This window comes from Anaerococcus obesiensis ph10 (genome assembly GCF_000311745.1).
Taxonomy (GTDB): domain Bacteria; phylum Bacillota; class Clostridia; order Tissierellales; family Peptoniphilaceae; genus Anaerococcus; species Anaerococcus vaginalis.
Genome location: NZ_HE978533.1, coordinates 103,029 through 126,833, shown reverse-complemented (window position 1 = coordinate 126,833; position 23,805 = coordinate 103,029). Strand labels below are relative to the sequence as shown.

30 protein-coding genes are annotated in these 23,805 nt (G+C 28.3%); 18 read left to right on the top strand and 12 right to left on the bottom strand.

All coding sequences use genetic code 11. The features are described 5' to 3' along the window. Positions 1 to 8 precede the first annotated feature (8 nt). Genes HGAG_RS09905 through gnd form a run of 3 tightly spaced genes read right to left on the bottom strand, consistent with a single transcriptional unit; the run spans position 9 to position 2,768 of the window. Positions 9 to 842 carry a PTS mannose/fructose/sorbose/N-acetylgalactosamine transporter subunit IIC gene (locus HGAG_RS09905; protein WP_019118997.1) on the bottom strand — a complete coding sequence of 278 codons (834 nt, stop codon included), beginning with the start codon at positions 840 to 842 and terminating at the stop codon, positions 9 to 11. Positions 843 to 871: 29 nt separating this feature from the next. Next, positions 872 to 1,861 carry a D-isomer specific 2-hydroxyacid dehydrogenase family protein gene (locus HGAG_RS09900; RefSeq protein ID WP_019118996.1) on the bottom strand — a complete coding sequence of 330 codons (990 nt, stop codon included), beginning with the start codon at positions 1,859 to 1,861 and terminating at the stop codon, positions 872 to 874. Position 1,862: 1 nt separating this feature from the next. Then, positions 1,863 to 2,768: a phosphogluconate dehydrogenase (NAD(+)-dependent, decarboxylating) gene (gnd, locus tag HGAG_RS09895; RefSeq protein WP_019118995.1), complete on the bottom strand. Its 906-nt coding sequence runs from the start codon at positions 2,766 to 2,768 to the stop codon at positions 1,863 to 1,865. A 219-nt stretch (positions 2,769 to 2,987) separates the two neighbouring features. Between gnd and HGAG_RS09890 the strand changes: the two genes are divergently transcribed. Then, positions 2,988 to 3,845: a MurR/RpiR family transcriptional regulator gene (locus HGAG_RS09890; protein ID WP_019118994.1), complete on the top strand. Its 858-nt coding sequence runs from the start codon at positions 2,988 to 2,990 to the stop codon at positions 3,843 to 3,845. Positions 3,846 to 4,073: 228 nt separating this feature from the next. Here HGAG_RS09890 and HGAG_RS09885 read toward each other — a convergent pair whose 3' ends face one another. After that, positions 4,074 to 4,817 (bottom strand): SDR family NAD(P)-dependent oxidoreductase, encoded by a 744-nt coding sequence (locus HGAG_RS09885; RefSeq protein ID WP_019118993.1) that lies wholly within the window; start codon positions 4,815 to 4,817, stop codon positions 4,074 to 4,076. After that, positions 4,817 to 6,259, bottom strand: a complete 1,443-nt coding sequence (locus HGAG_RS09880) for a nicotinate phosphoribosyltransferase (RefSeq protein ID WP_019118992.1) — start codon at positions 6,257 to 6,259, stop codon at positions 4,817 to 4,819. The genes HGAG_RS09885 and HGAG_RS09880 overlap by 1 nt, the downstream gene beginning before the upstream one ends. 112 nt (positions 6,260 to 6,371) lie before the next feature. Here HGAG_RS09880 and HGAG_RS09875 point away from each other — a divergent pair, with 112 nt between their 5' ends. From HGAG_RS09875 to sdaAA, 3 genes are read left to right on the top strand one after another with little or no spacing between them, the layout of a single operon-like run. After that, a complete protein-coding gene (locus tag HGAG_RS09875) occupies positions 6,372 to 7,019 on the top strand; it encodes an HAD family hydrolase (protein ID WP_019118991.1) in 648 nt (215 codons plus the stop codon). After that, the gene (gene sdaAB, locus HGAG_RS09870) at positions 7,019 to 7,675 is read left to right on the top strand and encodes an L-serine ammonia-lyase, iron-sulfur-dependent subunit beta (protein WP_019118990.1); all 657 of its coding nucleotides are present in this window, start codon (positions 7,019 to 7,021) and stop codon (positions 7,673 to 7,675) included. The genes HGAG_RS09875 and sdaAB overlap by 1 nt, the downstream gene beginning before the upstream one ends. A 3-nt stretch (positions 7,676 to 7,678) precedes the next feature. After that, positions 7,679 to 8,560 carry an L-serine ammonia-lyase, iron-sulfur-dependent, subunit alpha gene (gene sdaAA / locus HGAG_RS09865; protein ID WP_019118989.1) on the top strand — a complete coding sequence of 294 codons (882 nt, stop codon included), beginning with the start codon at positions 7,679 to 7,681 and terminating at the stop codon, positions 8,558 to 8,560. 70 nt (positions 8,561 to 8,630) lie between these two features. Here the strand turns inward: sdaAA and HGAG_RS09860 are convergent, their stop codons facing one another. Continuing rightward, positions 8,631 to 8,999: an SdpI family protein gene (locus HGAG_RS09860; RefSeq protein WP_019118988.1), complete on the bottom strand. Its 369-nt coding sequence runs from the start codon at positions 8,997 to 8,999 to the stop codon at positions 8,631 to 8,633. A 146-nt stretch (positions 9,000 to 9,145) separates the two neighbouring features. Between HGAG_RS09860 and HGAG_RS09855 the strand changes: the two genes are divergently transcribed. The 3 genes from HGAG_RS09855 (at position 9,146) to HGAG_RS11175 (ending at position 11,926) form a co-directional block, all read left to right on the top strand. Further along, positions 9,146 to 10,303, top strand: coding sequence for a glycosyltransferase (locus tag HGAG_RS09855; RefSeq protein WP_019118987.1), 1,158 nt, complete (start codon positions 9,146 to 9,148; stop codon positions 10,301 to 10,303). Continuing rightward, entirely contained in the window at positions 10,284 to 11,291 is a 1,008-nt protein-coding gene (locus tag HGAG_RS09850; protein WP_019118986.1) for an LTA glycolipid anchor biosynthesis glycosyltransferase, IagA/BgsA family, read from the top strand. The genes HGAG_RS09855 and HGAG_RS09850 overlap by 20 nt, the downstream gene beginning before the upstream one ends. A 164-nt stretch (positions 11,292 to 11,455) precedes the next feature. Further along, complete coding sequence (locus tag HGAG_RS11175) at positions 11,456 to 11,926, top strand: hypothetical protein (RefSeq protein WP_019118985.1); 471 nt, start codon at positions 11,456 to 11,458, stop codon at positions 11,924 to 11,926. 564 nt (positions 11,927 to 12,490) lie between these two features. Here the strand turns inward: HGAG_RS11175 and HGAG_RS12345 are convergent. Next, positions 12,491 to 12,715 carry a type III toxin-antitoxin system ToxN/AbiQ family toxin gene (locus HGAG_RS12345; RefSeq protein WP_026074095.1) on the bottom strand — a complete coding sequence of 75 codons (225 nt, stop codon included), beginning with the start codon at positions 12,713 to 12,715 and terminating at the stop codon, positions 12,491 to 12,493. A 97-nt stretch (positions 12,716 to 12,812) separates the two neighbouring features. Then, complete coding sequence (locus HGAG_RS12340; protein WP_083304897.1) at positions 12,813 to 13,091, bottom strand: type III toxin-antitoxin system ToxN/AbiQ family toxin; 279 nt, start codon at positions 13,089 to 13,091, stop codon at positions 12,813 to 12,815. A 349-nt stretch (positions 13,092 to 13,440) separates the two neighbouring features. Between HGAG_RS12340 and HGAG_RS09825 the strand changes: the two genes are divergently transcribed. Beyond that, the gene (locus HGAG_RS09825) at positions 13,441 to 14,145 is read left to right on the top strand and encodes a hypothetical protein (RefSeq protein WP_019118983.1); all 705 of its coding nucleotides are present in this window, start codon (positions 13,441 to 13,443) and stop codon (positions 14,143 to 14,145) included. Between the two features lie 3 nt (positions 14,146 to 14,148). After that, complete coding sequence (locus HGAG_RS09820; RefSeq protein WP_019118982.1) at positions 14,149 to 14,574, top strand: hypothetical protein; 426 nt, start codon at positions 14,149 to 14,151, stop codon at positions 14,572 to 14,574. Positions 14,575 to 14,858: 284 nt separating this feature from the next. Here the strand turns inward: HGAG_RS09820 and HGAG_RS09815 are convergent, their stop codons facing one another. Beyond that, the gene (locus HGAG_RS09815) at positions 14,859 to 15,071 is read right to left on the bottom strand and encodes a hypothetical protein (protein WP_019118981.1); all 213 of its coding nucleotides are present in this window, start codon (positions 15,069 to 15,071) and stop codon (positions 14,859 to 14,861) included. Positions 15,072 to 15,079: 8 nt separating this feature from the next. Beyond that, a complete protein-coding gene (locus HGAG_RS11515) occupies positions 15,080 to 15,229 on the bottom strand; it encodes a hypothetical protein (RefSeq protein WP_019118980.1) in 150 nt (49 codons plus the stop codon). 356 nt (positions 15,230 to 15,585) lie between these two features. Here HGAG_RS11515 and HGAG_RS09800 point away from each other — a divergent pair, with 356 nt between their 5' ends. After that, a complete protein-coding gene (locus HGAG_RS09800; protein ID WP_019118978.1) occupies positions 15,586 to 16,074 on the top strand; it encodes a DUF5301 domain-containing protein in 489 nt (162 codons plus the stop codon). 30 nt (positions 16,075 to 16,104) lie between these two features. Here the strand turns inward: HGAG_RS09800 and HGAG_RS09795 are convergent, their stop codons facing one another. Continuing rightward, entirely contained in the window at positions 16,105 to 16,986 is an 882-nt protein-coding gene (locus HGAG_RS09795) for a hypothetical protein (protein WP_019118977.1), read from the bottom strand. Between the two features lie 232 nt (positions 16,987 to 17,218). Between HGAG_RS09795 and HGAG_RS11010 the strand changes: the two genes are divergently transcribed. The 8 genes from HGAG_RS11010 to HGAG_RS09755 all read left to right on the top strand — a co-directional run bounded on the left by HGAG_RS11010 (position 17,219) and on the right by HGAG_RS09755 (position 23,094). Then, complete coding sequence (locus HGAG_RS11010; protein ID WP_019118976.1) at positions 17,219 to 17,812, top strand: hypothetical protein; 594 nt, start codon at positions 17,219 to 17,221, stop codon at positions 17,810 to 17,812. A 258-nt stretch (positions 17,813 to 18,070) separates the two neighbouring features. Further along, positions 18,071 to 18,427: a DUF2089 domain-containing protein gene (locus tag HGAG_RS09785; protein ID WP_004839748.1), complete on the top strand. Its 357-nt coding sequence runs from the start codon at positions 18,071 to 18,073 to the stop codon at positions 18,425 to 18,427. Further along, positions 18,420 to 19,493 carry a DUF4097 family beta strand repeat-containing protein gene (locus tag HGAG_RS09780; protein ID WP_019118975.1) on the top strand — a complete coding sequence of 358 codons (1,074 nt, stop codon included), beginning with the start codon at positions 18,420 to 18,422 and terminating at the stop codon, positions 19,491 to 19,493. The genes HGAG_RS09785 and HGAG_RS09780 overlap by 8 nt, the downstream gene beginning before the upstream one ends. Before the next feature lie 489 nt (positions 19,494 to 19,982). Next, on the top strand, positions 19,983 to 20,249 hold the full coding sequence (locus tag HGAG_RS09775; RefSeq protein WP_019118974.1) for a glycine zipper domain-containing protein: 267 nt from the start codon (positions 19,983 to 19,985) through the stop codon (positions 20,247 to 20,249). Beyond that, positions 20,250 to 20,609: a GntR family transcriptional regulator gene (locus HGAG_RS09770; RefSeq protein WP_019118973.1), complete on the top strand. Its 360-nt coding sequence runs from the start codon at positions 20,250 to 20,252 to the stop codon at positions 20,607 to 20,609. Beyond that, positions 20,609 to 21,298, top strand: a complete 690-nt coding sequence (locus tag HGAG_RS09765; RefSeq protein WP_019118972.1) for an ABC transporter ATP-binding protein — start codon at positions 20,609 to 20,611, stop codon at positions 21,296 to 21,298. The genes HGAG_RS09770 and HGAG_RS09765 overlap by 1 nt, the downstream gene beginning before the upstream one ends. Further along, positions 21,291 to 22,103: a hypothetical protein gene (locus HGAG_RS09760; RefSeq protein WP_019118971.1), complete on the top strand. Its 813-nt coding sequence runs from the start codon at positions 21,291 to 21,293 to the stop codon at positions 22,101 to 22,103. Before HGAG_RS09765 ends, HGAG_RS09760 begins: the two co-directional genes overlap by 8 nt. Positions 22,104 to 22,167: 64 nt before the next feature. Then, positions 22,168 to 23,094 carry a type I phosphomannose isomerase catalytic subunit gene (locus HGAG_RS09755; protein ID WP_019118970.1) on the top strand — a complete coding sequence of 309 codons (927 nt, stop codon included), beginning with the start codon at positions 22,168 to 22,170 and terminating at the stop codon, positions 23,092 to 23,094. 37 nt (positions 23,095 to 23,131) lie between these two features. Here the strand turns inward: HGAG_RS09755 and HGAG_RS09750 are convergent, their stop codons facing one another. Beyond that, positions 23,132 to 23,680 (bottom strand): energy-coupled thiamine transporter ThiT, encoded by a 549-nt coding sequence (locus HGAG_RS09750; RefSeq protein ID WP_019118969.1) that lies wholly within the window; start codon positions 23,678 to 23,680, stop codon positions 23,132 to 23,134. Positions 23,681 to 23,805 lie beyond the last annotated feature (125 nt).

Sequence of the window (23,805 nt, the reverse complement as noted above, 5' to 3'; positions counted from 1 at the left end):
ACCTCCTACTAAAAGTCATCTTCTTCTTCAAATGTCATTTCACGTTCGCCTGAAGTTTCTGTTTTTACTTCTTTATCTTCTTTGGCTTGATTTTTATTTCCTACTGCCAAAATTGAAATTATTGTTCCCAAAATTGCATAAACTAACATATTTACATTCATATCTTTTAAAATTACGCTTAAAAAATATGCTAATAGGAAAAATAACAAATAATCTTTTCTACCTATTACATAAATTGTTGTTGCGATACCGATTGCGGCAAGTCCTCCGCCGACTACATCTAGTATGTGTAAAAATACTGTTCCTTCAAGTTTTGCTACAACATCAGCGATTACTGGTGCGCCAAAATATAAAGCTACAAAGATTAATGGAACAAATAAAACAAAAGATGCTATAGTTGGATATGTTATTATTGATCTTTTGATTGCTTTTTCATCCATTTTTTCAATTGCGACGTCAGTTTTTTTGCCTATAAAGGTATTTAGGAAAAATCTAAATTGGTAAAGATATGATCCTAAAAATCCAACTGGAACGGCAATGGCAATTGATGCTTCTGGTGTTAAATTTCCTAATAGAGCAACTGGAACTGCTATTGCGGCTGCAACTGCAGGTTCTGATGGCATTGAGCCACCTGGAGAAAATACTCCCATATATATTAATTGCAAACTTGCAGTTACTATCATTGCATCAGCAACTCTTCCCATAACAATTCCTACAACAAGGCCTGTCATTAATGGCGAAAATCTTAATGTTAAAGATGCGCCACCCAATAGCCAACGTGACATAACGCCTGCAACCCACAAAGCTATTAATAAACTTTTTGCTACAGATAAGGTCTCCATTTTTTTCCTCCTAAATTTTTTAAAAATTTTTATTCCACAAAGGGACTTTCTTTTTGTACACATCTTTTTGGAAGTTTTTTATTGTGTACATTATAAACATCATTTACACAACTTTCTCCCATTGCATACAAACATTCTTTTGTGTAGGCTGATGTGTGAGGTGTAATTATTACATTATCAAATTGCAAGTAGGGATGATTACTTCTTGCAGGCTCAACTTCCATAACGTCTGTTGCAAGAGCTTTTACTTTTTTATTTTTTAAAGCTTCAATCATATCTTTTTCATCAATTAGAGCGCCTCTTGCGGTATTTGATATATAAACTCCATTTTTCATTTTTGATATTGTATTTTTATTTATCATGTGATAATTTTCTTTGGTTAAATTTGCGCATAAACAAATAACATTAGACATTTTTAAAAGTGTTTCAAAATCAACTTTTTCTACGCCGAATTGTTCTAGCTCTAATTTGTCTTTGTAAGGATCATAGCCTAATACTCTACATTGAAAACCTTCTCTAAGTGTTCTTGCAACTTGGCTTCCGGTATTTCCAACGCCGATTACGCCAACAATTTTGTGGTAGAGAGAATTTCCTACAAAATTTGCTCTCATTTCCCACTTATCATCTCTTACTTTTTTGGAAGAATTTATAGTCATTCTCATCAAAGCCAATAGATTTGTAATATTATTTTCTGCAACTGAATCTCTTTCTACTAAAGAAGGAACAATAGAAACAATTACTCCTTTTTCTTTTGCACAAGTTAAATCTACATTGTTGTAGCCAATTCCATGCCTTGAGATAAGTCTTAAATCATCTACATTTTCAAAAAATTCTTTATCAAAAAATGGTGTAACGCTCGCTATTATATATTGGTAGCCTTTTAGCATTTGACCTAGAGATTTTCCATCTATATTTTGGTCGACTTCAAAGCGATCTACTTGTCCAATTTTTTCTAGTTTTTTTATATGGTCTGGGAAAATTTTTCCAAAACTACTAGAATTTACAATAGCAATTTTCATTTTATTTATCCTTTTTTACAAGATCGTGTCCGCCAAAACCGTTTCTTAGTTGAGCAACAACTTTATTAGAAAAATTATCATCAACATCTATTTTACTTGTATTTCTTACAAACAAAGAATTAGAAATAACTGGAACAGGAACGTCAAGTCTTAGTGCTTCTTCAACTGTCCATTTACATTCTCCATTTGCATTTATAACGCCAGAATGAGAATCAAGTTTTGGATCTTTGGCAAAGCCTTCTTGGGCAAGTTCAATTAGCCAAGACCTAATTACAGATCCGTGATTCCAAACTTTTGAAACATCTTCGTAATCATAATCAAATTCGCTAGCTTCCAAAACGGCAAATCCTTCGCCGATAGCTTGCATCATTCCATATTCAATTCCATTGTGAATCATTTTTAAATAATGACCAGAACCAGCACGTCCTGTATATAAAAGTCCATCTTCACAAGAAATTGCTTCAAAAAAATCTTTTACTTGATCGTAATATTTTTTTTCTCCTCCAACCATAAGACAAGCACCGTTTCTAGCACCACTCATTCCGCCAGAAGTTCCACAATCTAGAAAACCAATATTTTTTTCTTTTAAAATTTCGTAATGCTCTAAAGTTTTTTTGTAATTAGTATTTCCAGTATCAATTATAATGTCGTCTTTATTAAGTTTTTCTTTTAAAAGAAAAATCATGTCATCAGTGATTTTTCCTGCAGGCAAACTCAATAAAATAAATTTTACATCATCTAATTTTCCTATAAGTTCATCAATAGAATTTGCGATTTTAAAATCTTTGCTTGCTTTTTTTCTAACATTTTCATCTACATCATAGCCGATTACTTCAAAATTATTGTCGATGGCATTTAAGGCTATGTTGTAACCCATTTTTCCAAGTCCCAAAAAACCTATTTTCATATAAACTCCTTTCTTTTTGATAACCTTTTCAAATAATTTTTTAAAAAAATATTTTTCAAAAAATTGTAAGACTATCTGTAGTTCATTATTTAAATAAATTATACGAAAAAAATTTTTACTTGTCAAACAATAAAAAACAAAAAAATTTTGCAAATAAAAATTTCTATTCATTTTTACAAATTTATGTATAATATAAGTAAGAATAGATTGGAGGATATTTTGAACCGATATTTAGAAAGAATTATTTTGTCTAAAAAAAGTACCTTTACAAAAACGGAAAATTTTTATGCAGAATATTTTTTAAAATTAGATGATGAAATATTAAATAAAACTATATCAAATGTTGCTGAAGAAACAGAAAGCTCCACAGCATCAATTTTTAAATTTATAAAAAAACTTGGCTTTAAAGGCTATAAAGATTTTCAATTAAACTTAGCTACAAATATAAATAAAAATTCTGACGATTCGCTACTTACAGCTATAACAAGTGTAAATGAAAATGACAGCCCTGATGAAATAGCTAACAAAATTATGGCGTTTAATATTCAATCAATGTATACGCTAAAAGAAGATATTAAAAATATTCCTTTTGAATCTTGTTTAAATTTGATAAAAAAATCCAAAAAAATTCACTTTTTTGGCATGGGAGGATCAGCAACCATAGCTTACGATTCATATCATAAATTTTTGAGAACAAAATATATGGTAAATTATATTTCGGATTCTCACATGCAACTAAGTGCTTGCACAAAGATGGACGAAAACGACTGTATTTTTGTATTTTCACATTCAGGAAGAACGCTAGAGGTAATAGAAGTTTCAAAAGTTGCCAAAAAAAATAAGGCAAAAATTATTGCCCTTACAGGAAATCCAAAATCTGAAATGGTAAAAATCTCAGATGAGGCTATGATTTTGCCATCAATAGAATCCGAACACGGAACAGAATCCTTAAACGCAAGAATTCTTTACCTAACAGTTATGGACATACTTTTAATATCTTTGATGTATGATAACGTCGAAGAAAATAAAAAATACATGAAAAAAAGATTAGATGCATTAAAAGTTACAAAAAAATAGAAGGCATACTTGCCTTCTCAGACTGTTGACAAACTAAAATTTCCCCATTTCGAGCGAACGTAGTGAGCCGAGAAATCTCATGAGATCTCTCCGTGCGTTCGTTTCACTCACTTAGTCGAGATGGGGTATAGCGTAATTATATTTTTAAATTAATAATTAATTACTAAATTGACTTTGTCTACGCTCTGAGAATGCACACTTGCCTTCTTTTTAATTTGAAATAAAAAATTAATACATAGAAAGTTTTTTCTCAATCCACATTATAAAAGAATGGGGGAAAATTTTTGAAATTATTAATAAAAGTTTTGCTGCTGGGTGAGTTGTTATTAAATCTTTTTTGCCAATTTTTTTTATGGCTTTTTTTACCATTTTTTCTAGATTTTCATTTCCTAAATTTTTTATTCCACCCGAATTATTGTTTGATTTTTCTAAAAATTCTGTTTCAACTCTGTTTGGGCATAAAACTGAAATTTTTATATCTTTAAACTCTCTCCTTACAGCTCTTGAAAATGACAGAACATAAGACTTACTTGCAGCGTAAAGGGCAAATTTTGCCTGCGGAATAAAGGCTGCTGATGAAGATATGTTTAAAATTATTCCGTCTTTTTGGAAAAAATCTAAGGAAATTTTTGTCATTGCTGTGAGAGCTTTTATATTTAAATCCAAAGTTTTAATGTCATTTTCTAATTTTGTGTTTTTAAAATAATCATTTTCTCCCATGCCGGCTGAATTTATCAAAAGTCCAATTTTTTTATTTGAACTTTCTAATTCTTTTTTTAAAGTTTCAAAAGATTTTTCTTCACACAAATCAAGGGCAAAAATCCTTGCCCTTGTTTGTAATTTTTCTGATAAGTCTTTAAGTTTTTCGGCTCTTCTTCCGATTAACCAAATTTCTTCATAATTTTTTTTGTCAATTTGCCTTGCAAATTCATAGCCTATGCCTGAACTTGCGCCAGTAATTATGGCTATCATTATTTGCTCATAGCCTTCATTATTAGATTTTGTTTTAAATTCCACAAATCGTGAGAAAGGTCGACGTAATAATTGTGAGGTTGGTCAAATCTTTTTACCTCATCCCACAAGGATTTTACTTCAGACTTGCAATATTCGTTTATTTCTTCAATTTTTGGAGATTCATAAACTTTTTTTCCGTTTTCAAAAATTGGAATTTGCATTTTTCGAATTTCATAATTTTCCATTCTTTTCATCTTCCATGTAAAGTGTGGATCAAAAATTACAAGTGGTTTAGTTTCATCAACTTTTTCTTCTTTTAAGGTTATATAATCAGCTTCTGCCTTGCCTGTTTTTTTGTCGTATAATCTGTAAACTTCTTTTAAACCAGGTGTTGTAATTTTTTCTACATTTTCTGATACTTTTATTTTTGCGAGTTTACCTTTTTCATCTTCAACTTGAACAAGTTTATAAACTCCACCAAAAACTGGATCAGATTTTGCTGTTATTAATCTTTCGCCGATTCCAAATGAATCAATTTCTGCTCCTTGTTGGAGTAGAGATTCTATTTTGTATTCGTCAAGTGAATTACTTGCGACAATTTTTGCATCCTTGTAGCCATTTTCATCCAAAATTTTTCTGCATTCTTTTGAAAGATAGGCAAGATCGCCAGAATCAATTCTTACACCGCCAGTAAGTCCCAAAGGCTCTAAAACTTCTTTGAAAATTTTCATAGCATTTGGCAAACCTTGTTTTAAAACATCGTAGGTGTCAATTAATAAAATACAGTTATCTGGATATAATTTTGCATAAGCCAAAAATGCTTCGTATTCTGAATCAAATGATTGAACCCAAGAGTGAGCCATAGTTCCGCCAGCAGGATAAGCATACATTTGACTTGAAAGGGTATTTGATGTGATTGGAGCTCCAGCTATAAAAGCAGACCTTGCTCCTTTTACAGAAGCGTCAGGACCTTGAGCACGTCTTGCCCCAAATTCCATCACAGTTCTTCCCTTTGCAGCTCTTACAATTCTATTTGTTTTTGTAGCAACAAGGGAGCCGTAATTTAATGATAAAAGCAAATAAGTTTCTAAAATTTGTGCTTCAATTATTGGAGCTCTTACAGTCACAATCGGTTCAGATGGAAACATTGCTGATCCTTCTGGAAATGCCCAAATATCTCCTGTGAATTTAAAATTTTTCAAATAAGATAAAAACTCTTCTGAAAATCTTGTATTTTTTCTAAAATATTCAATATCTTCTTCATCAAAATGAATATTTTCTACGTAATCAATAATATCATCTAAGCCAGAAAAAATTGAAAATCCTCCGCCGTCAGGATTTTTTCTGTAAAATGCATCAAAAACTGCAATCGTATCTTTCATTCCACTTTCAAAATATCCATAAGCCATAGTAAATTCATAAAAATCACTGAGCATAGATAAATTTCTTCTTGTTTGCATATTTTCCTTCCTTATTATTTTTTCGTTTCACATATTGTTTTTATTATACCACTAATGAGTGGTATAGTAATAATAGTTTGGCACAAATTGGCAAACAAAAGGAGATACATAAATGTATATTTTTGATATAGATGGAACACTTTTAAATACGATTGATTCTATTTCATATAATATAAACCAAACTTTAAAAAATTTTTCTTTAAGTCAAGTACCGAAAGAAAAAATTGAGGAGTTTGTAGGAAATGGCCCGAAGGTTTTGATTGAAAAAACTCTTGATTATATTGGCTTTGAAAAATCTCAAAAAAGAGAAGAGATTTTAGATTCTTATAACAAAAGATATGATGAAAATCCAACTTATCTTACAAAACCTTATGATGGAATCGTAGAAGAGCTTGAAAAAATAAAAGAAATGGGCGAAATTTTGGTTGCTTTTTCTAACAAGCCAGATTACACTTGCAAAAAAGTTATAGGAGAAATTTTTGGAGAAGGCTATTTTGATTTTATTTTAGGATATAGAGAAGATATAAAAAGAAAACCGTCGCCTGAGGGTATGTATATAATAAAAGAAAGATTTGGAGTTGACTATTCGGATATTTTTTATTTTGGAGATAGTGAAGTCGACATGAAATGTGGAAAAAATGCTGGAGTATTTACTGTAGGATGTGCTTGGGGCTTTAGAGAAAGAAAAATTTTGGAAAATTTAAAGCCAAATCTTATAATAGATAGTCCAAAAGAAATTTCAAAAATAAGGAGAGTATAATGGCAAATTTATCAGTATTTGATATTATTGGACCTGTAATGATTGGCCCATCATCATCCCATACTGCGGGAGCAAACAGAATTGCAAAAATCGCAAGAGATTTGGGCGGAGAAGGATTTACAAAAGTTGATTTTTATTTACACGGATCATTTGAAAAAACTTACCAAGGTCACGGAACAGATAGGGCTTTGGTTGGAGGAGTTTTAGGTTTTGGACCAGAAGATGAAAGATTAAGAGATTCATTTAAAATAGCAGATGACGCAGGAATTACTTATAATTTTATTCCTCAAGATATGGGAGAAGTTCATCCAAACACAGTAAAAATTGTTCTTTACTACCCAGACGGCCATGAATTTAAATTGAGAGGCTCATCAATTGGTGGCGGAAATATTATGATAAATCAAATAATGGATAATGAAGTAGAATATAATGGAAAAAATCCTACAATTATTTGCACCTATCCTGAACAAAAAGGAATGATAGCTTTTATTTCAAATGTTTTGTTTGACCACAATTATAATATAAAAAATATGAAAACTATAAACAAGGGCAACACAATTATGCTAATTGTAGAATTAGATCAAGATTTGGAAGAAGAAGTTTACAAAGAAATTGAAGCTGGCAAGAATTTTGAATTTATAAAATATTTGGGGTAATTTATGAAAACAACAATGGAATATATTAAAAATAGAATAAAAGAAGAAAACAAGGAAGTTTGGGAGATTGCGCTTGAAGATGAAATGGAGCTAACAGGAAAATCAAGAGAAGAAGTTTTTGAATTATTACAAAAATCTCTTGATGTTATGAAAGAATCTTCACAAAAAGCACTCGATAAAAAATTAATGTCAATGACAAAGATGACTGGTGGAAATGCAAAATCAATGAACAATTATTTTCTATCAGAAGATACAATAATGGGAGATTTGCCAACAAAGGCAATGGCTATGGCTTTTTCAACATCAGAAGTAAACGCATCAATGGGAAAAATCGTAGCAAGTCCAACAGCAGGATCTGCAGGAATTGTTCCAGCAAGTTTAATGGCAATGCGCGAAAAATATGGATATTCTGATGAAGAATTGATAAAAGCAATTCTCGTTGCAACAGAATTTGGACAAATTATTGCTGACAATGCAACTTTTGCTGGAGCTGAGGGTGGATGCCAAGCGGAATGCGGTTCTGCAGCAGCCATGTGTGCAGCAGCAATTTGTTATTTGAGAGGTTGTGACATTGATGTTATGGAAGATGCGGCATCAATTGCACTTTTATCAATAATGGGCCTTGTGTGCGATCCAATTGGAGGAATGGTAGAATTTCCTTGCAATATCAGAAACGCATCAGGAGTTATAAATGCACTTTCTGCAGCAGATATGGCAATTGCTGGAGTAAAAGTTTTGGTAACATTTGATGAAACAGTAGACGCCTTAAAAGAAGTAGGCGATGCCCTTCCAGCAAGCCTAAGAGAAACAGGCGAAGGTGGAGTTGCAGCTTGCCCATCAGCTATAAGATTAAAAAGAAAATATATAGACAAAGAAGAAGACTAAAATTTTTAAATAAAAATCTCAAAGAAAAAAATAAAGCTATTTTACAAAAAAGTAAAATAAGCTTTATTTTTTATTCATCTTCATCATCTTTTTCATCTTTTAAATTAAATTTTTTTCTCATGTGGTGTCTTAAAATTAAAAGTAAAAGGATAAAATATAGGATTGTAAAAAGAATTAGAAGGATTACGCATATATTTCTTTTTATTTTGAAATACAAAATTATTGGATAAATTATGCCAAATAAAATTATGCCGATTATTATTGAAAGATTTCCTGCAAAATTATTTCCGTATTCCCAACATTCTTTATTGTAACAAACTTCCCAAATGTGAAAACCTACTCTCATTTTTGGATAGTCTGTGTGAAATTTTTTGAAAAATATTCCTACATAAATTGAAAAGAATAATAAAAGCACATCGCCAACTATTAAATTTCCCAAATTATCACCCTTTCTTTGAATTAATACTAGATAAAATATACCCCAATTGATATAAATTGAAAAATATTTACTTTTTGCATACAATATTAATAGACTTTGTAAGTTTATAATGGAAGAAATGTTAAGTTAGTTAAAGAGGTGATTCGATGAAAATTTTAATTACATCCGATTGGTACGATCCCGTCGTCAATGGTGTAGTAAGATCAATTTTAAATTTAAAATCCTATCTAGAAGATAGGGGATTTGACGTAAAAGTTTTAACCCTCTCAAATTCAACTGAAAGTTATAAAAAAGGAAATGTTTATTATATAGGAAGTCTTGGTGCAGGGAAAATTTATCCAGAGGCAAGGATTTCTGCAACTTTAAGAAATAAATTTATTAAGGAAATAAAAGATTGGAAGCCGGATATTGTCCATTCACAATGTGAATTTTCTACTTTTATGATGGCGACAAAAATTGCCAAAAAAACATCTTGTCCCTTAGTTCACACCTATCATACAATTTATGAAGACTATACTCATTATTTTTCTCCATCAAAAAAGGTGGGCAAAAAAATGATTTCGGTTTTTTCAAAAGCAATTGCCGATAGGGTTGAAATGATTATTGTTCCAAGCGAAAAAACTAGAGAAATTTTAAAATCTTATGATATTGAAGATGAGAAAATAAAAATAATTCCTACTGGCATAGAAATGCCAGAAAAATTGGAAGATAAAAATAAAATTAGAGATTATTACGGATTTGATGCAAGCGATAAAATAATTCTTTATTTGGGTAGGCTTGCCGAAGAAAAAAATATTGAGGAACTAATTGATTATTACGAAAGGCTTGATATAGAAAAATTAAAATTTATTCTTGTTGGGGGCGGACCTTATTTAAAAGATTTGAAATCTTATGCAAAAAATATTGATAAAAAAATTTATTTTGCTGGTATGGTTAAGCCTTTGGAAGTAAATAATTATTATAGAATGGCAGATGCTTTTGTTTCTGCAAGTAAGTCCGAAACTCAAGGACTTACTTATTATGAGGCGATGAGCAACGGCACTCCTGCGATTTGTAGAAAAGATTACTGCCTTGATAAGGTAATAATTGATGATTTTAATGGCTACCAATATGAAAATTTTTCTGATTTTAAAAAATATTTGGAAATGATTTTTCTTGATAAAGAAAAAAAGGATAAACTTTCTAGAAACGCAAGAAAATATGCTTTGGAAAATTTTTCTATAGATTCTTTTGGCGAAAATTGCGAAAAATTATATAAAGAAGCAATCAAAAAAGGTAGGACACATGAAAATTCTTATTTATAATGAAGATTATCAAACTGTAAAAGAATCTGGCGTTGGAAAAGCAATAGACCACCAAAAAAAGGCTTTGGATTTGGTTGGAGTTTCATATACCTTAAATCCAGATGACGATTATGATATTTGCCACATAAATACAGTTTTTCCAAAGTCTGCTTTTTTTGCAAATAAGGTGAGAAAATCTGGAAAAAAAGTTGTCTATCATGGGCATTCCACTAAGGAAGATTTTAAAAATTCTTTTATCCTATCAAATGAACTTGCACCATTTTTCAAAAAACGGCTTATACATTGTTATAAAAAAGGAGATTTGATTTTAACTCCAACACAATATTCCAAAAATATTTTGGATTCATATAAGATTGGAAAAGAAATTAAAGTCGTATCAAACGGAGTCGACCTAGATTTTTGGAAGAAAAAAGAAAATGACAGGGAAAATTTTTACCAAAGATATAAGCTTGATAAAAATAAAAAATCAATTATTTCAGTTGGATTATTTATAGAAAGAAAAGGAATTTTGGATTTCGTAGACCTTGCAAAAAAACTTCCCCAATATGAATTTGTGTGGTTTGGAGAATTGAAATTGAGCTTAGTGCCAGAAAAAATCAAAAAAGCTGTCAAAACAGATTTAAAAAATTTACATTTTCCAGGCTATGTTAGCCAAGAATTATTGCGAGAAGCATATTCAGGCTCAGATCTTTATATATTTCCAACATTTGAAGAAACCGAAGGAATAGTTCTACTAGAGGCCCTTGCAACAAAAGCCGACACAATAATTAGAAATATAGAAATTTATAAAAATCTCAAAGATGGAAAAGAAATTTATAAGGCAAAAGACAGGGAAGAATTTTACAAAAAAATAAAATTGATTTTGGAAGGAAAATATCCTTCACTAAAAGAAGAAGGCTACAAGCTCGCCCAAGAAAAATCCATAGAAAATATAGGCTTGAAACTAAAAAAATATTACCAAGACCTATTAGAAAGAGAAGAAAAATGAGAAGTGTAATAAAATTTATAAGCTATACTCTATTTAGTCATATATGTTATAATATGTAATTTATTTATGTACATATAAGTGTATAAGAATATAATGTTTATATATATAATTATCGGGTAACTAATTTAACGTCGGTAGATAAATATTAATCTTTAGGAGAAAAAATGAAATTAAAAAATTTATTAATTATTACATCAATAAGTATGAGTTTATTACCAATCTTTGGAGTTAGTAATTCTAAAGCAGATGATTCTAATAATTATGATCTTCAAAAAGAATATACGGAAACTGATGAGACTTATAAGGAACAATATAATATAGTTGAAAATGAAAAAAGTAAAGAATTACAAAATGAAATAAAAACAATAAAAAATGAGAAAGGAGAGTTATCACAAAAAGATTTTCAAAATCTTCTAGTTAAATATGATGGAGCGGAAAGAACGTTTATACCTAAAATTAGTTTTAGGTCAGCCCAAAATAATTCGTATACCGAAAAAGTAGTAAAAGGAGGCTTAAATGTATATGGATCCTCACCTCAAGCATTAATAAGCGCAAGAGATTACCTAGGTAGTTCTGATATGGGTCTTTTAGCTACAGGGGTAATAGTTGGCTCTGTTGAAAGAGGACCTGTATGAGCTATAGCAGGAGCTATTGGTGCAAAAGTTTTAGGAGCTAGAGTTAACGAAGGATATAATGATATTAAAAAGTGGATTGATGTAGGTTCTAGTAGGGGTGGAGTTAGAATGACAGCTTCTGCTGAATTTCCAATAGATAGTTTAAATTCTATTAAGCAAACTAAGATTAGGAAATTGTAATTATGTTATTGATTATATTGGAAATAGGTCTTATAATAGCTACTATTAGAGGATTTTTAATAATAAAAGACAAAAAAAATGGAAAGGAAATAAAAAACTATAATTTTAAGAAAGTATTCACAATTATAGCTCTTATTTTTAGTATTGTAAATATATTTTTAATGATGAATTTAAATATAATATAAAATATATTAATTATGTGATTTTTGAAAAATAAAAGTTAACATATTATAAAAAAAAGGCGGGTTGTACTCATACCTGTCTTTTTAAGATATAGCTGAAATTAATCTATCCCTAGTTATTAATGTTACAAAATGTTTTTTAGATACTAACTATAATAAGGTAAAAATCAACATATCGTAAATCTAGTTTTAAATAGAAATATTAAAATTGAAAAGAAGCTTCTTCTAATTTTTTGAAATCACAAGAAAATCTGACGAAGCTATTTTGATTTATCTGATTATTATATAATTTCTCAGCCTTATCTATAATTAAATCCTTTTTAGATCTACAAAACAAATACTCTTTTTTTAATAAATCTACATATTCATCATCTTCTATTCTTTCAAAATCCATTTTTTCATAGAATCTATCTTTTAATGGAATCATTTTTTTATTTCTAAAATTGAAAGTATATGATACTTTTTCTCTTCATCACCAGGAATTTCTTTTACAATCCAACCAGAGTCACAATTATCTGAAATATTTATTTCTCTCTAATTAATAAATGTCCTATTCCAGTATTTTTAAAATTTAATCTTGCATGCTTTGGCTTTGCCGAAGATAGAGGTATTAAGTATTTAATATCATTGATAAAAATTAAAATACCTAAGAAAGGCTTAGGATGTCTAGATGAATTATATTCATTAGAAAATTGAACTTCAGAATCTACATTATGAAGATATTCAAGATAATTATAATCAACAGTATAGAACCTGATCTCATTATTTTTAAGATGACATTCAATATTATTTTTGTTTACCATATATTCTCCTTAATAAAAAAAGAGGAGAAATCTAATTCTCCTCTTACTAATCTTTAAAGTTTCACACTTTAGATAGGCAGTGAATCTCCTTCTTATATAATAAGAATACATCAACACATACAATACGTCAAATTCTTTTATAATACCAATATATACCTAAACATCTAAAATCGCTTGAAACGCAAAATATGAAGCACAATCGCTAAAGTTTTAAAATTATAATTCTTATAATCGATTATAGAGTATACCTTATATAGTATATCAGAAGTAAGAAATTTGTTTATTGGTAAATAAGTCGGGTACAAATATTATTGAAAAGGTTGTATAAATCGAATAAAAGGAGGAACCAATGAATAAATTTCTAAAAAATATAACTTTTATAACTATGTCTACAATTTTAATCTTATCTCCATTCAAGAATGTAAAAGCTGATAATCTTAATGATGGAACGGAAGATAATTATTCCTATATTTCTGAAAAACGTTTTGATAAACCTATTGATGTATTAGATGTTAAAACTGTTGAAGACAATCTAAAAATGACTGATTCTTTAACTAGAATGACTAACGATCAATTAAATGAAGTTATTAATTATGTTGCAGATAATGATAATGGTATATCAACGTACGCTTCTAATAATGTAAAAGATTCTTTAAAAATAGCATGGAAAGCAGCGGCACAAATAGCTATAAATAGTGGGTATCCATTGGCTGGCACTCTCGTAATATATTCTGTTGACGGTATTGATTACTATGAACAGAATGGTCCTTTTTCTAAAGCTATCAAAGGAACAAATGTTTATAAAAGAATACAGTCTGGATCTGGAAGTGACAACTTTACTACAAGTGATAGTGAAGATTTATACTATGCAATCCATGCTTTCAAATACCATAATAGTAAAACTAATAAATTATATATTTCAGATACATTTGATTTTGCTCTTAATACAGATTATCAAAATACGTTTTCCACACTAGTCAATAACTGGGGGTATTTAAATCAAAAAATGGAAGTATTGACACCTATAAATGTTAGCATAGAAATGCAGAAATAAAAGATGATTAAGAGAAAAAAATATATACCACTTTTAATACTTGTAGTATTTGTAGTATGCCTAATATTTTTCAATCTAAAATCTAGCGTGGAGGATATCCAATACGCAAAGAGGATATTTAAATCTGAAAGAGCTTTTGGAGATGATTACTTCGATATATACCTAATTAATTCTAAGGGAAAGCAAGATAACCGGAAAAAAATAGATGATGATTATTATATAAAATCGAAAGGGTTCAAACAAATGATGGAAAGTTATAAATCTGAAATAGAAGATTATGGCGTCTTGTCAAATTCGATATCCGAACTAGAAAAAGATAGTAATACTGTTTACTTCTACCAAGAAAATATCGATAAAAAAGGTCACAGCACCTTATATATTTATAACAGTGATTTGGATAAGGGATACATCTTTAATTTTCAAATTTAAGTAAAACTTTATATAGAAAATAAAGAAAAAGACAATAATAATGACCTAAACCCCAAAATCCGGAATACGGATGGAGGGGTTTTTCATTTCAAAATACGCAAAAAAATTTAAAATTAAATTAAGAAAAGAAATAGAATCATATATCAAATGGTATAACGAAGAGAGGATAAAGAAAAATTAAACGGAATGTCCCCTGTTAATTACAGATTACATCCCGTTTAAAATATTATTATTAAGTTATTCCGTGTTTACGAGTTCAGGTCATAAAGTCTTGTCTCTTAATATTAGTACCATTTTTTACCATTGTATTCTGTATGTTTTAAATCTATCTTTTCCCAGCCACCAAACTTAGTTATATACTGACCTTTAAGCTCTTCATATTCTTCTTTACTTACTGGTATAGTGTCATACTGACTATAGTAATAAAAAGCCTTGCTAGCTTCTTCAAAGCTGTCTGAAGCTTCATCGTAAATCCAGTTATATCTTTCTTCTGGCACAGAATTTTCTACAATTTTACGATTATCCTCTTTAAGCCATTGCCAAGAGGTTTTCCAAATTCCTTCTTGTCTTTTTTGCTCTTTTTTTTTCTAATTCTTCTTCTTTTTTTTCTTTTTATTTTTTCTTCTTTAATCTTTTCTTTATCTTCTTCTGTCAATGGTATAGTACTTTTTATATTGAAGTATAGTCTAAATGTTCATCTAATTCTGCTTTTAAAAGTGCTTCCATTGTATTGCCTAGAAGGTCTTTTAAAGCTTCTTATATATCTTGTGCACTTTGAGGCTTATATTCTTCAATTAACATTTTTGATATTTTTCTTCTTCTGGTTTCTGGTCTTTTTCTTGGCATAAAAACCCTCCTGATTAGTTTTTCTTTACTCTAATCAGGAGGGTTTTATACACAAAATTTTACACAGTTTCGTATTATAATAATTTTAAATCATGTATCTATTAAAAAATTTAAATTTATTTTGTGTGATGTTATAATGTCTATATGAAAGGAGTAAATTAATTTATGAAAATAAATAAAAAAATATATTTTATAATTATTCCTATTTTTATTCTTTTTGGTTTAAATATAAAAAATAAATATGATGAAAAAAATGTAAAGATTCCAAAAGTAGATAATATTATTAACATAACTCTTATTAATGTTGTTGATGATAAAGGAGTCGAAAAAAATACTATTTATAAAAAGAAGGATATAAATAGATTTCTAAAGTTATTAAAAAATTCAAAAAGAATAAATAAAGAAAGTACTTCTTCTTTTCCTAATAAAGATAAATTTACTGTAGTTGCTTTTAAAATGTTAAATGGAGGATATATTAAGCATTCAATTTATGAAGAAAATAATTATATTTATTATGAAGAGGCATTCTATGGCATTTTCGAATTAAATTCTAATAATAAAAATTCAATTACTTTATTAGACATGTTTATAAAAAATGACAATAAAAAAGATATATCAATAGATATAAAAAACATTGAACAAAATGATTTTTAGATAATAAAAGAGCGGGACTCCGCTCTTTTATTATCTTGGAACAACTAATCCAGAATGTTTATGATAAGTATAACTACATTTTTTTCCAGAGTTTTTATCTTTAGTAAATCCAGAACAGTAAGCTGCTCTTTGTGTGGTACGACATTGACATGAACCCTTGCTTGTGCAACCACTTCCTGCTTGAACTAATGCTACGTGGCAATCACTAGAATAAAAATTCTTTACAGCTTTAGCTTTTTCAGCAGATGACCCTGTCCTCCAGTTATAATGTACATCATCTGTAAGTTGACCATTAAATCTATTGCAATGGACCCAATCTCCAGGGTAATATTTATCTCCGTAACCTTTATGAGCCATTCTTGCGCTAACACCATCTTTTTTGGGATAATTTTCTTCCTTTTCGTCCATTACTGCTAATAAATTTCCAGAACTAGCTGTAAATACAGCTTCTGCTTTATTAGAATTACTTATTTTTTTAATTTTAGATTCATTAAAAGAAGTTAAATCATATTCATTAATCTTGTTATAAGCATGTATATGATTATCATTTGAAGTTTTTATTTTAGATATATTTTCTATATTCTTATTAACAACTATAGTTCCATTAGATTTAACTTGGATTGGTTTATTATCAGAATATAATATTAGACCATTTTCAGTAGAGGGTTTCATTTTAGTTTTAATTTCAATTTCAACGTTATTTCCCAAATAATTTGTTTTAGCGTTATAATTTTTTCTTAAAAATTCTAAATCATCTTCATTAAAAACTTCTTCAAAAATGTCTTTTGGAAAAATATCTTTTGTTTCAGTATATAATTCAACTTCTAATAAATCTGTATTTTCATCTGTAATTAAATCACTCGATGTTGCGTATGTAGATTTTTTAGGTGCGAATATAAGCCCTATTAACACAATAACTAATGTAAAAAATGATATAAATCTCTTATTTTCATATAAACCTCCTTAAAATTTTAATGTTTATAATTATATTAAAAAATACCCTAAATTTATTTATAAAAACATTAATTTTTATATTTTATTAACAATGTCACTAAAATACAACTAAATAAACTATGTCCTTTTGATTATTTTACTGCCAAGTTTTGTTATGCTATTTGTGACAAGCCTTGATGTAAGTAATTTTATGTTAATTTTTTTAGGACAAATTTTAGTTTTTTTAATATTATTAAGTTTTTATTTTCTAATTAGAAAAAATACAAAAAAATACGAAGATAAAACGAAAAAAGAAATCGAAAACGAAAAAAATATAAAAAAATTAAAAAAATTAAGAAATGAAAAAATTTCATACAAATCAAAAGCAAATATAACAAAACAAATAATAGACATCTCCTATTCAAAAGAAGAATGCGAAAACCTTAAAAAATTCACATCAACCTACGACGATATGATTTTTTATTATTCAGCCCTTATAAAAAATGAGAGAGATGATAGAAAAAATTACAAACAAAAAAGAGATAATTTTATAAAAAGATACAAAAATAGACATTTTATTTTCCCAGATTACAAAGAAAATTTAAAAACTTCAATAAAATGGATAGGAGTATTTTTGATTTTTTCCCTAATTTCATATTTAAATCCATTCAAATTCATAAAAAATCAAGAAATTTATGGGATAGTAGTATTATTAAATTTCACTTTCAATCTAGCACTTGTAGTAAATACAATTATTTGGATCCTAAGAAGCTTGAAAAGTTACTGGGCAAAAAATTTACTTTAAAGCATGATAAATTATAAATAAGAGAAATGGTAACTTGTTTATTAGTTATAGTTTTATATTTTTTTTAATAGTTTGAGACAAAAGTTTTATCTTTTGTCTTTTTTTTTTTGAAAAATTTGAAAATTAATTTTTGAAACGATTTAATTAAAACAAAATATTAAATTAATTAATATATGCTATTAAAATATTAAAAAAATTAAAAACCAACTTTACAAAAATTAAAATGGTGGTATACTTATTTTATAAAGGAGGCGGGTTTTGATTAATAAATGTCCTAATTGTGGTGGTGACTTGGTTATCACTTCTTATAAATGTAATTCATGTTTTACTGAAGTTAGTGGAGAATTTGAAATGGGTAAATTTCAAAGACTTGATATTGAGGATTTGGAATTTATTGAGCTTTTTTTGCAAAAGCGTGGCAGTATAAAAGATGTTGGAGAGAGTTTGGGAATTTCTTACCCGACTGTTAGAAATAGAATTGACAAGATTGTAAAAAAACTTGGTGGAAAAATAAATAAACAAGAATCTAGAATAGATATTTTGAATATGGTCAACAGCGGAGAGATTACTCCTGACCAAGCAAGTGAACTTTTAAAGGAGCTTAAAGATGAATGAAGAAAAGAAAATGATTTTAGATATGTTAAAAGAAGGAAAGATTACAGTTGAACAAGCTAGCGATCTTTTGGAGGCAGTTGGCAAAGACAAGTCTAAAAATAATGAGGAAAGTTTTGTTGATAAATTATCAACTTCTTTTGAAAAAATTATGAAAAAGACAAGTGAAACTATTTCAAATTTTGATTTTGATATTGATCTTGATAGTGTAAATATTCCTAATATTTACCATATAAATTCTCAAAAAACTGAAAATCAAACAAAAATTGATGATGATGTTAATGCTATTGAAATTGATCTTATAAATGGTTCTTTGGATATTGAAAGAGCTCAAGAAAATCATATTATGGTTGATGAGAAAGTTTATTTCAAAAACAAAGAAGACCAAGTAAATGATTATTTAAATATTGAAGTTGTTGAGGATAAATTAATTGTAAGTGTAAATGAAAATTATAAGTCTTTGGATGCAAGTGCGAATGTAAAATTATATTTGGGCAAAAATATTTATGATAGTCTTGATATAAATATTGTAAATGGTCAAGTTGAACTTTGCGATGTTGATTTTAAGGAAAATAATATTGAATCAACTAATGCAAGATTTACTATTATAAATTCTGCTGGGAATATTGATTTGAAAAATACTAATGGAAAAATCGAAATTAGAAATACAAATGGAAATCTTGAAGTTTCTAATGTAAATGGATCAGTTTATCTTTCAAATATTTCTGGAGAAAATGCAAATGTAGATCTTGTAAATGGTTCTATAAGAATTGATGGCTTAAATATGGAAAATGTAGATCTTTCATCAAAAGCTGGTTCAATTAAAATTTTTAAAATTGTCGATGCAAAAGAAGTTAATATAGGAACACAATTTGGATCAGTTGTAATTGATACAAATGAATTTAATAAAAATATAAAAGCTTTGATTAAATCATCATCTTATTCAATTGCGGATAAATTTAAAAATAAATTGCAAACAAAAGATGGCTACCAAGTTTCAACTAATCCAGAGGAATCAGATTTGGATTTGGATATAAAATCAGCTTTTGGTAGAGTAAGCATTAGATAAAATTGAAAACAAAACAAAAAGGTCTTAGGAGAAATCCTAGGGCCTTTTTTGTTTGGAGATTTTGAAAAATAGGTTTTAAAATCACTTATTTAGTTTAGTATATTTGTTTAAAAAATTTAGCCTTTTTAGGCTAAAAATTTTTGAGGCAATTACCAACAAATATTTGTAAAAGAAAAAATGAAATTATTGGAAAAGAGCGTAAATTTTGAGGGATTATTTTCAAATTTTCTTTCAATTTAGATATTAAATTATATTTATTAGGAAATGTAAAAATTTTTGTAAAATTTGAGTAAATATTTTGAAAATTTTTAAAAAACAAAATAAAATTTTAAAAAATAATTAGCAAAAGCTTTTAAATTAGGCGTTTAGTGTATTTTATTTTTTAATTTTAAAAATTAAAAAAAACTTTACAAAAATAAAAATCGGGGATATAATATTATTGTATTAAGAGAGCGATACAATAATACAAAAATACAAAAAGGAAAGTGAATGAATATTTTAAAAATAATTTTGCCTATGGGGCTTTTGGGTTTTTTGTTTGTATTTATTATAAAAAAACTTGAAAAAAGCGAAAAAATTAAAGGAAAAAATCAAAATCATAAAAACAAGCAAAATTATTTGGCAGAAGGTATGACTATCGGAATGAGTTTTGGTATAATTTTTGGTTCTTTGTACGATAATATTGGAACTTTTCTTCCGATTGGAATGTTGATTGGTTTGGTTGTTGGGCAAGCGATAGAAAAAAAGGAGGAATAAATGGAATTTGATAATGATAGACCCATTTATCTTCAAATTTTAGAAGATTTTAAGTCGAAAATTTCAAGTGGCGAGTGGAAAGCTGGCGATAAAATTGATTCTGTTAGAAATCTTGCCAAGGATTATGAAGTAAATCCAAATACTGTCCAAAGAGCTTTGGCTGAACTTGAACGAGATGGGCTTTGCAAAAGCCAAAGAACTAGTGGAAGATTTGTAACTGATGATAGGGATTTGATAAAATCTTTGTCAAAAAATGCTTTTGAAATAATTTGTGAAGATTTTATTAACAATGCAAAAAATTTAAAAATTTCAAAAGAAGATGCTCTTGATGGTCTTGATAAATTTTGGGAGGTGGACTAATGTTAGAGATTAAAAATTTATCTATTGCATACAAAAATAAACTTGTTTTAGATAAGCTAAATTTATATTTTAAAAAAGGAGAAATTGTTGGGCTTTTGGGACCTAATGGATCGGGAAAAACAACTTTGCTTAGAATTCTTGCAGGTCTTGAAAAAAATTATAAGGGCGAGGTTAAAATTAGTGGAGAAAATCCAGACTATCTTACAAAATCATTTGTATCCTACCAACCAGACCATCTTCCTTTGGACAAATCATATAATTTGATTCAAATTTCAAATTTATATGACGAATTTTTTGAAGATTTTTCCAAGGAAAAATTTGAAAAAATAATTAGAGATTTTAAACTTGATATGAAAATGAAGATAAAAAATATGTCAAAGGGTATGAAAGACAAGGTGCAAATTGCTCTTTCTCTTTCAAGAAAGTCCGATTTATATCTTTTGGATGAGCCAATGAGTGGGATTGATCCTGCAAGTAGGAGAAAAATTATGGATGTAATAATTGATAATTTTGATTCGGAAGGTCTTATGATTATTTCAACTCATTTGATTAGTCAAATCGAAAGACTTTTGGATAAGGTTGTATTTATTTCTGATGGAAAAATTATTTTGGAAGAAAATATTGATGATTTAAGACAAAATCACAAGATGGGAGTTGAAGAATACTTTGAGGAGGTTTTCAATGGCTAAATTATTAAAACACCAATTAAAAGAAAATATTAGGGACATAATTCCTTGGATGGTAATTCCTTTAATTTTGTCAGTTGTATTAAATTACATAAATTTATATTTTGATTCAGCGTTTTTGGATTTTATAACAGTTCTTTCGATGCTTGTTATGTATTCATCCTTTGCAATTTCTATGATAATTGTAATATTAAATGACTACAAGAAATTTTATGGAGATCAAGCTGCCTTTTATGATGTCCTTCCTGTAAAAGATAAAGATGTAACCACATCAAGGATTTTAAACATAATGATCCTTGCCTTACTTGCAGGCCTTGTATTTTTGCTAGAATTTTTTGGATTCTTTTTCATTACAACTGGAGCAAGGGGAGAAGATATAAGTCTGATATTTAGGCAAATAAAAACTGTCTTAGGCCAATTTCCAACAAAAACTATAATTATCTTTATAATTACAGTTTTAATTTCCCTACTTGCAACTTTTACAAGAATTTTAGCCTCAATCAGCATAGGCTCAAGCAAAACTTTTAAAGATTTGGGAAAATTTGGACCAGTTTTAGTCTTTATTTTGATAACAATAATAATTTCGATTTTAGGACTAACGTTTGGTGTTAAATTTTTAGAAACATTCTCAGTAAATGTATCAAAAAGTTCAAGTCAAATACAAAACGGTTTCTATTTAAGTAATGTAGAAAGTGTAGAAGAATTGACGAGGATAATGGGACTAGGTAGTATTTTAAACATAGTAGTATCAGCAGTTCAAATCTATCTTACAAACTTCTTCCACAAAAATAAATTGACAGTAGCATAAGAATAAGCCCAAGCTTTATCCTTGGGCTTTATTTTTTCTTAGTATAATAAAAAGGAGGTGACTTATGGAAAAAATATTATTTTTAGAAGGGAAATTTGTAGAAAAAATTTGGGGAGGAGAAAGACTTAAAAAAGAATTTCCCTACCAATTTGAATCAGAAAATATAGGAGAATATTGGGCGATTTCTGCTATGAAAGAATTTCCATCAAAAATTTTAAAGGGAAAATATAGGGGAAAAAATTTAGATGTTTTATACCAAAATCACAAAGAACTTTTTGGAAATGAACAAAAAGAAAATTTTCCTCTTTTGATAAAATTAATAGATGCGAATGATGACCTATCAATCCAAGTCCATCCAGATGATGAAATGGCAAAAAAAGAAAATTCCTACGGCAAAAGTGAGTGTTGGTATATTTTAAATGAAAATCAAGCCCAAATAATCTATGGATTAAAAACAAAAAACAAAAAAGAAGCCATTGACGTAATAGATAAGGAAAAATGGGAAGATTTATTAAAAGAAGAAAATTCAAAAAAAGGAGATTTTTTTAAAGTGCCAGCTGGCATGGTTCACGCCATAAAAAAAGATTCTTTGATTTTGGAAATCCAACAAGCATCAGATATAACTTACAGACTTTACGATTACGATAGAGTTGATAAAAATGGAAATAAAAGAGCTTTGCACCTAGAAAAATCAAAAAAAGCCTTAAAGTGCCTAGACACAGAAAAAATCCACGAAAATTTAGAAAAAAATACGGAGATTTTGTATGATAATGAGTATTTTACAGTAAAAAAAATAAATGTAGAAAAAGAAATTTCGTTTGAAAGAAAAGAGCCATATATTTTACAAAGCATAATAAATGGGCGTGGGGAAATTATAATAGATGATGAAACATATCCAATAAAAAAAGGAGATTTTTTTATAATAACAAATTATGCCAAATCCTATTCTTTTAAAGGAAATCTAGAAATTGTAGAATCATCTTCAAAATAAAAGACCATCGGAAGATGGTCTTTTTGAATTATTATTTCTAATTTTGTTTATCTAAAAAATTTTTTACCCTATCAAAAATAAGCAAAAATACAATTATTAAAATAAAAGCATCAGCTGCTAAGAAAGAATAATTATATGCAAAAGCATAGAGGGTAAAGTTGTTAAAGCCAGCTGCTTTTGCTGTCGCCATGTCGTTAAAGAATATAAAAGCACTAATCACATTAAAAGCTCCACTTACTAAATATGAAATTATTATTGATGGAATGTATGAATATTTGCTTTTATTTTTGCTAAATGATAGACCTGCAAGGGCAATTGCTGAAAATGAAAGAATATAATCAAGAATTGCTTGGGCTGGATGAATTACATATCCTCCAAAAACCATATTCAACAATCCCAAAATTCCTGCAGCCAAAAGTCCTTTTTTAGCTCCCCACCTTATTGCAAAAATTATAATTGGAAGTCTAGATGCAAGAGTTACTGAACCTCCTAGAGGCATTTTAAACAAAACTACAAAAGAAAGTACAAAAGAAAGGGCGATTGACACTCCTCCTTCGACTATAAATCTTGTATTATTTTTCTCCATATTTTACTCCTTTTTTTCTGTTATATTTTATATAATAACAATTTTAAGTATATCATGTTAGTTGATAAATTGGAATTAAAATTAGCTAATACTTTAAAACTTAGCAAATGTAAGTAAAATATAAA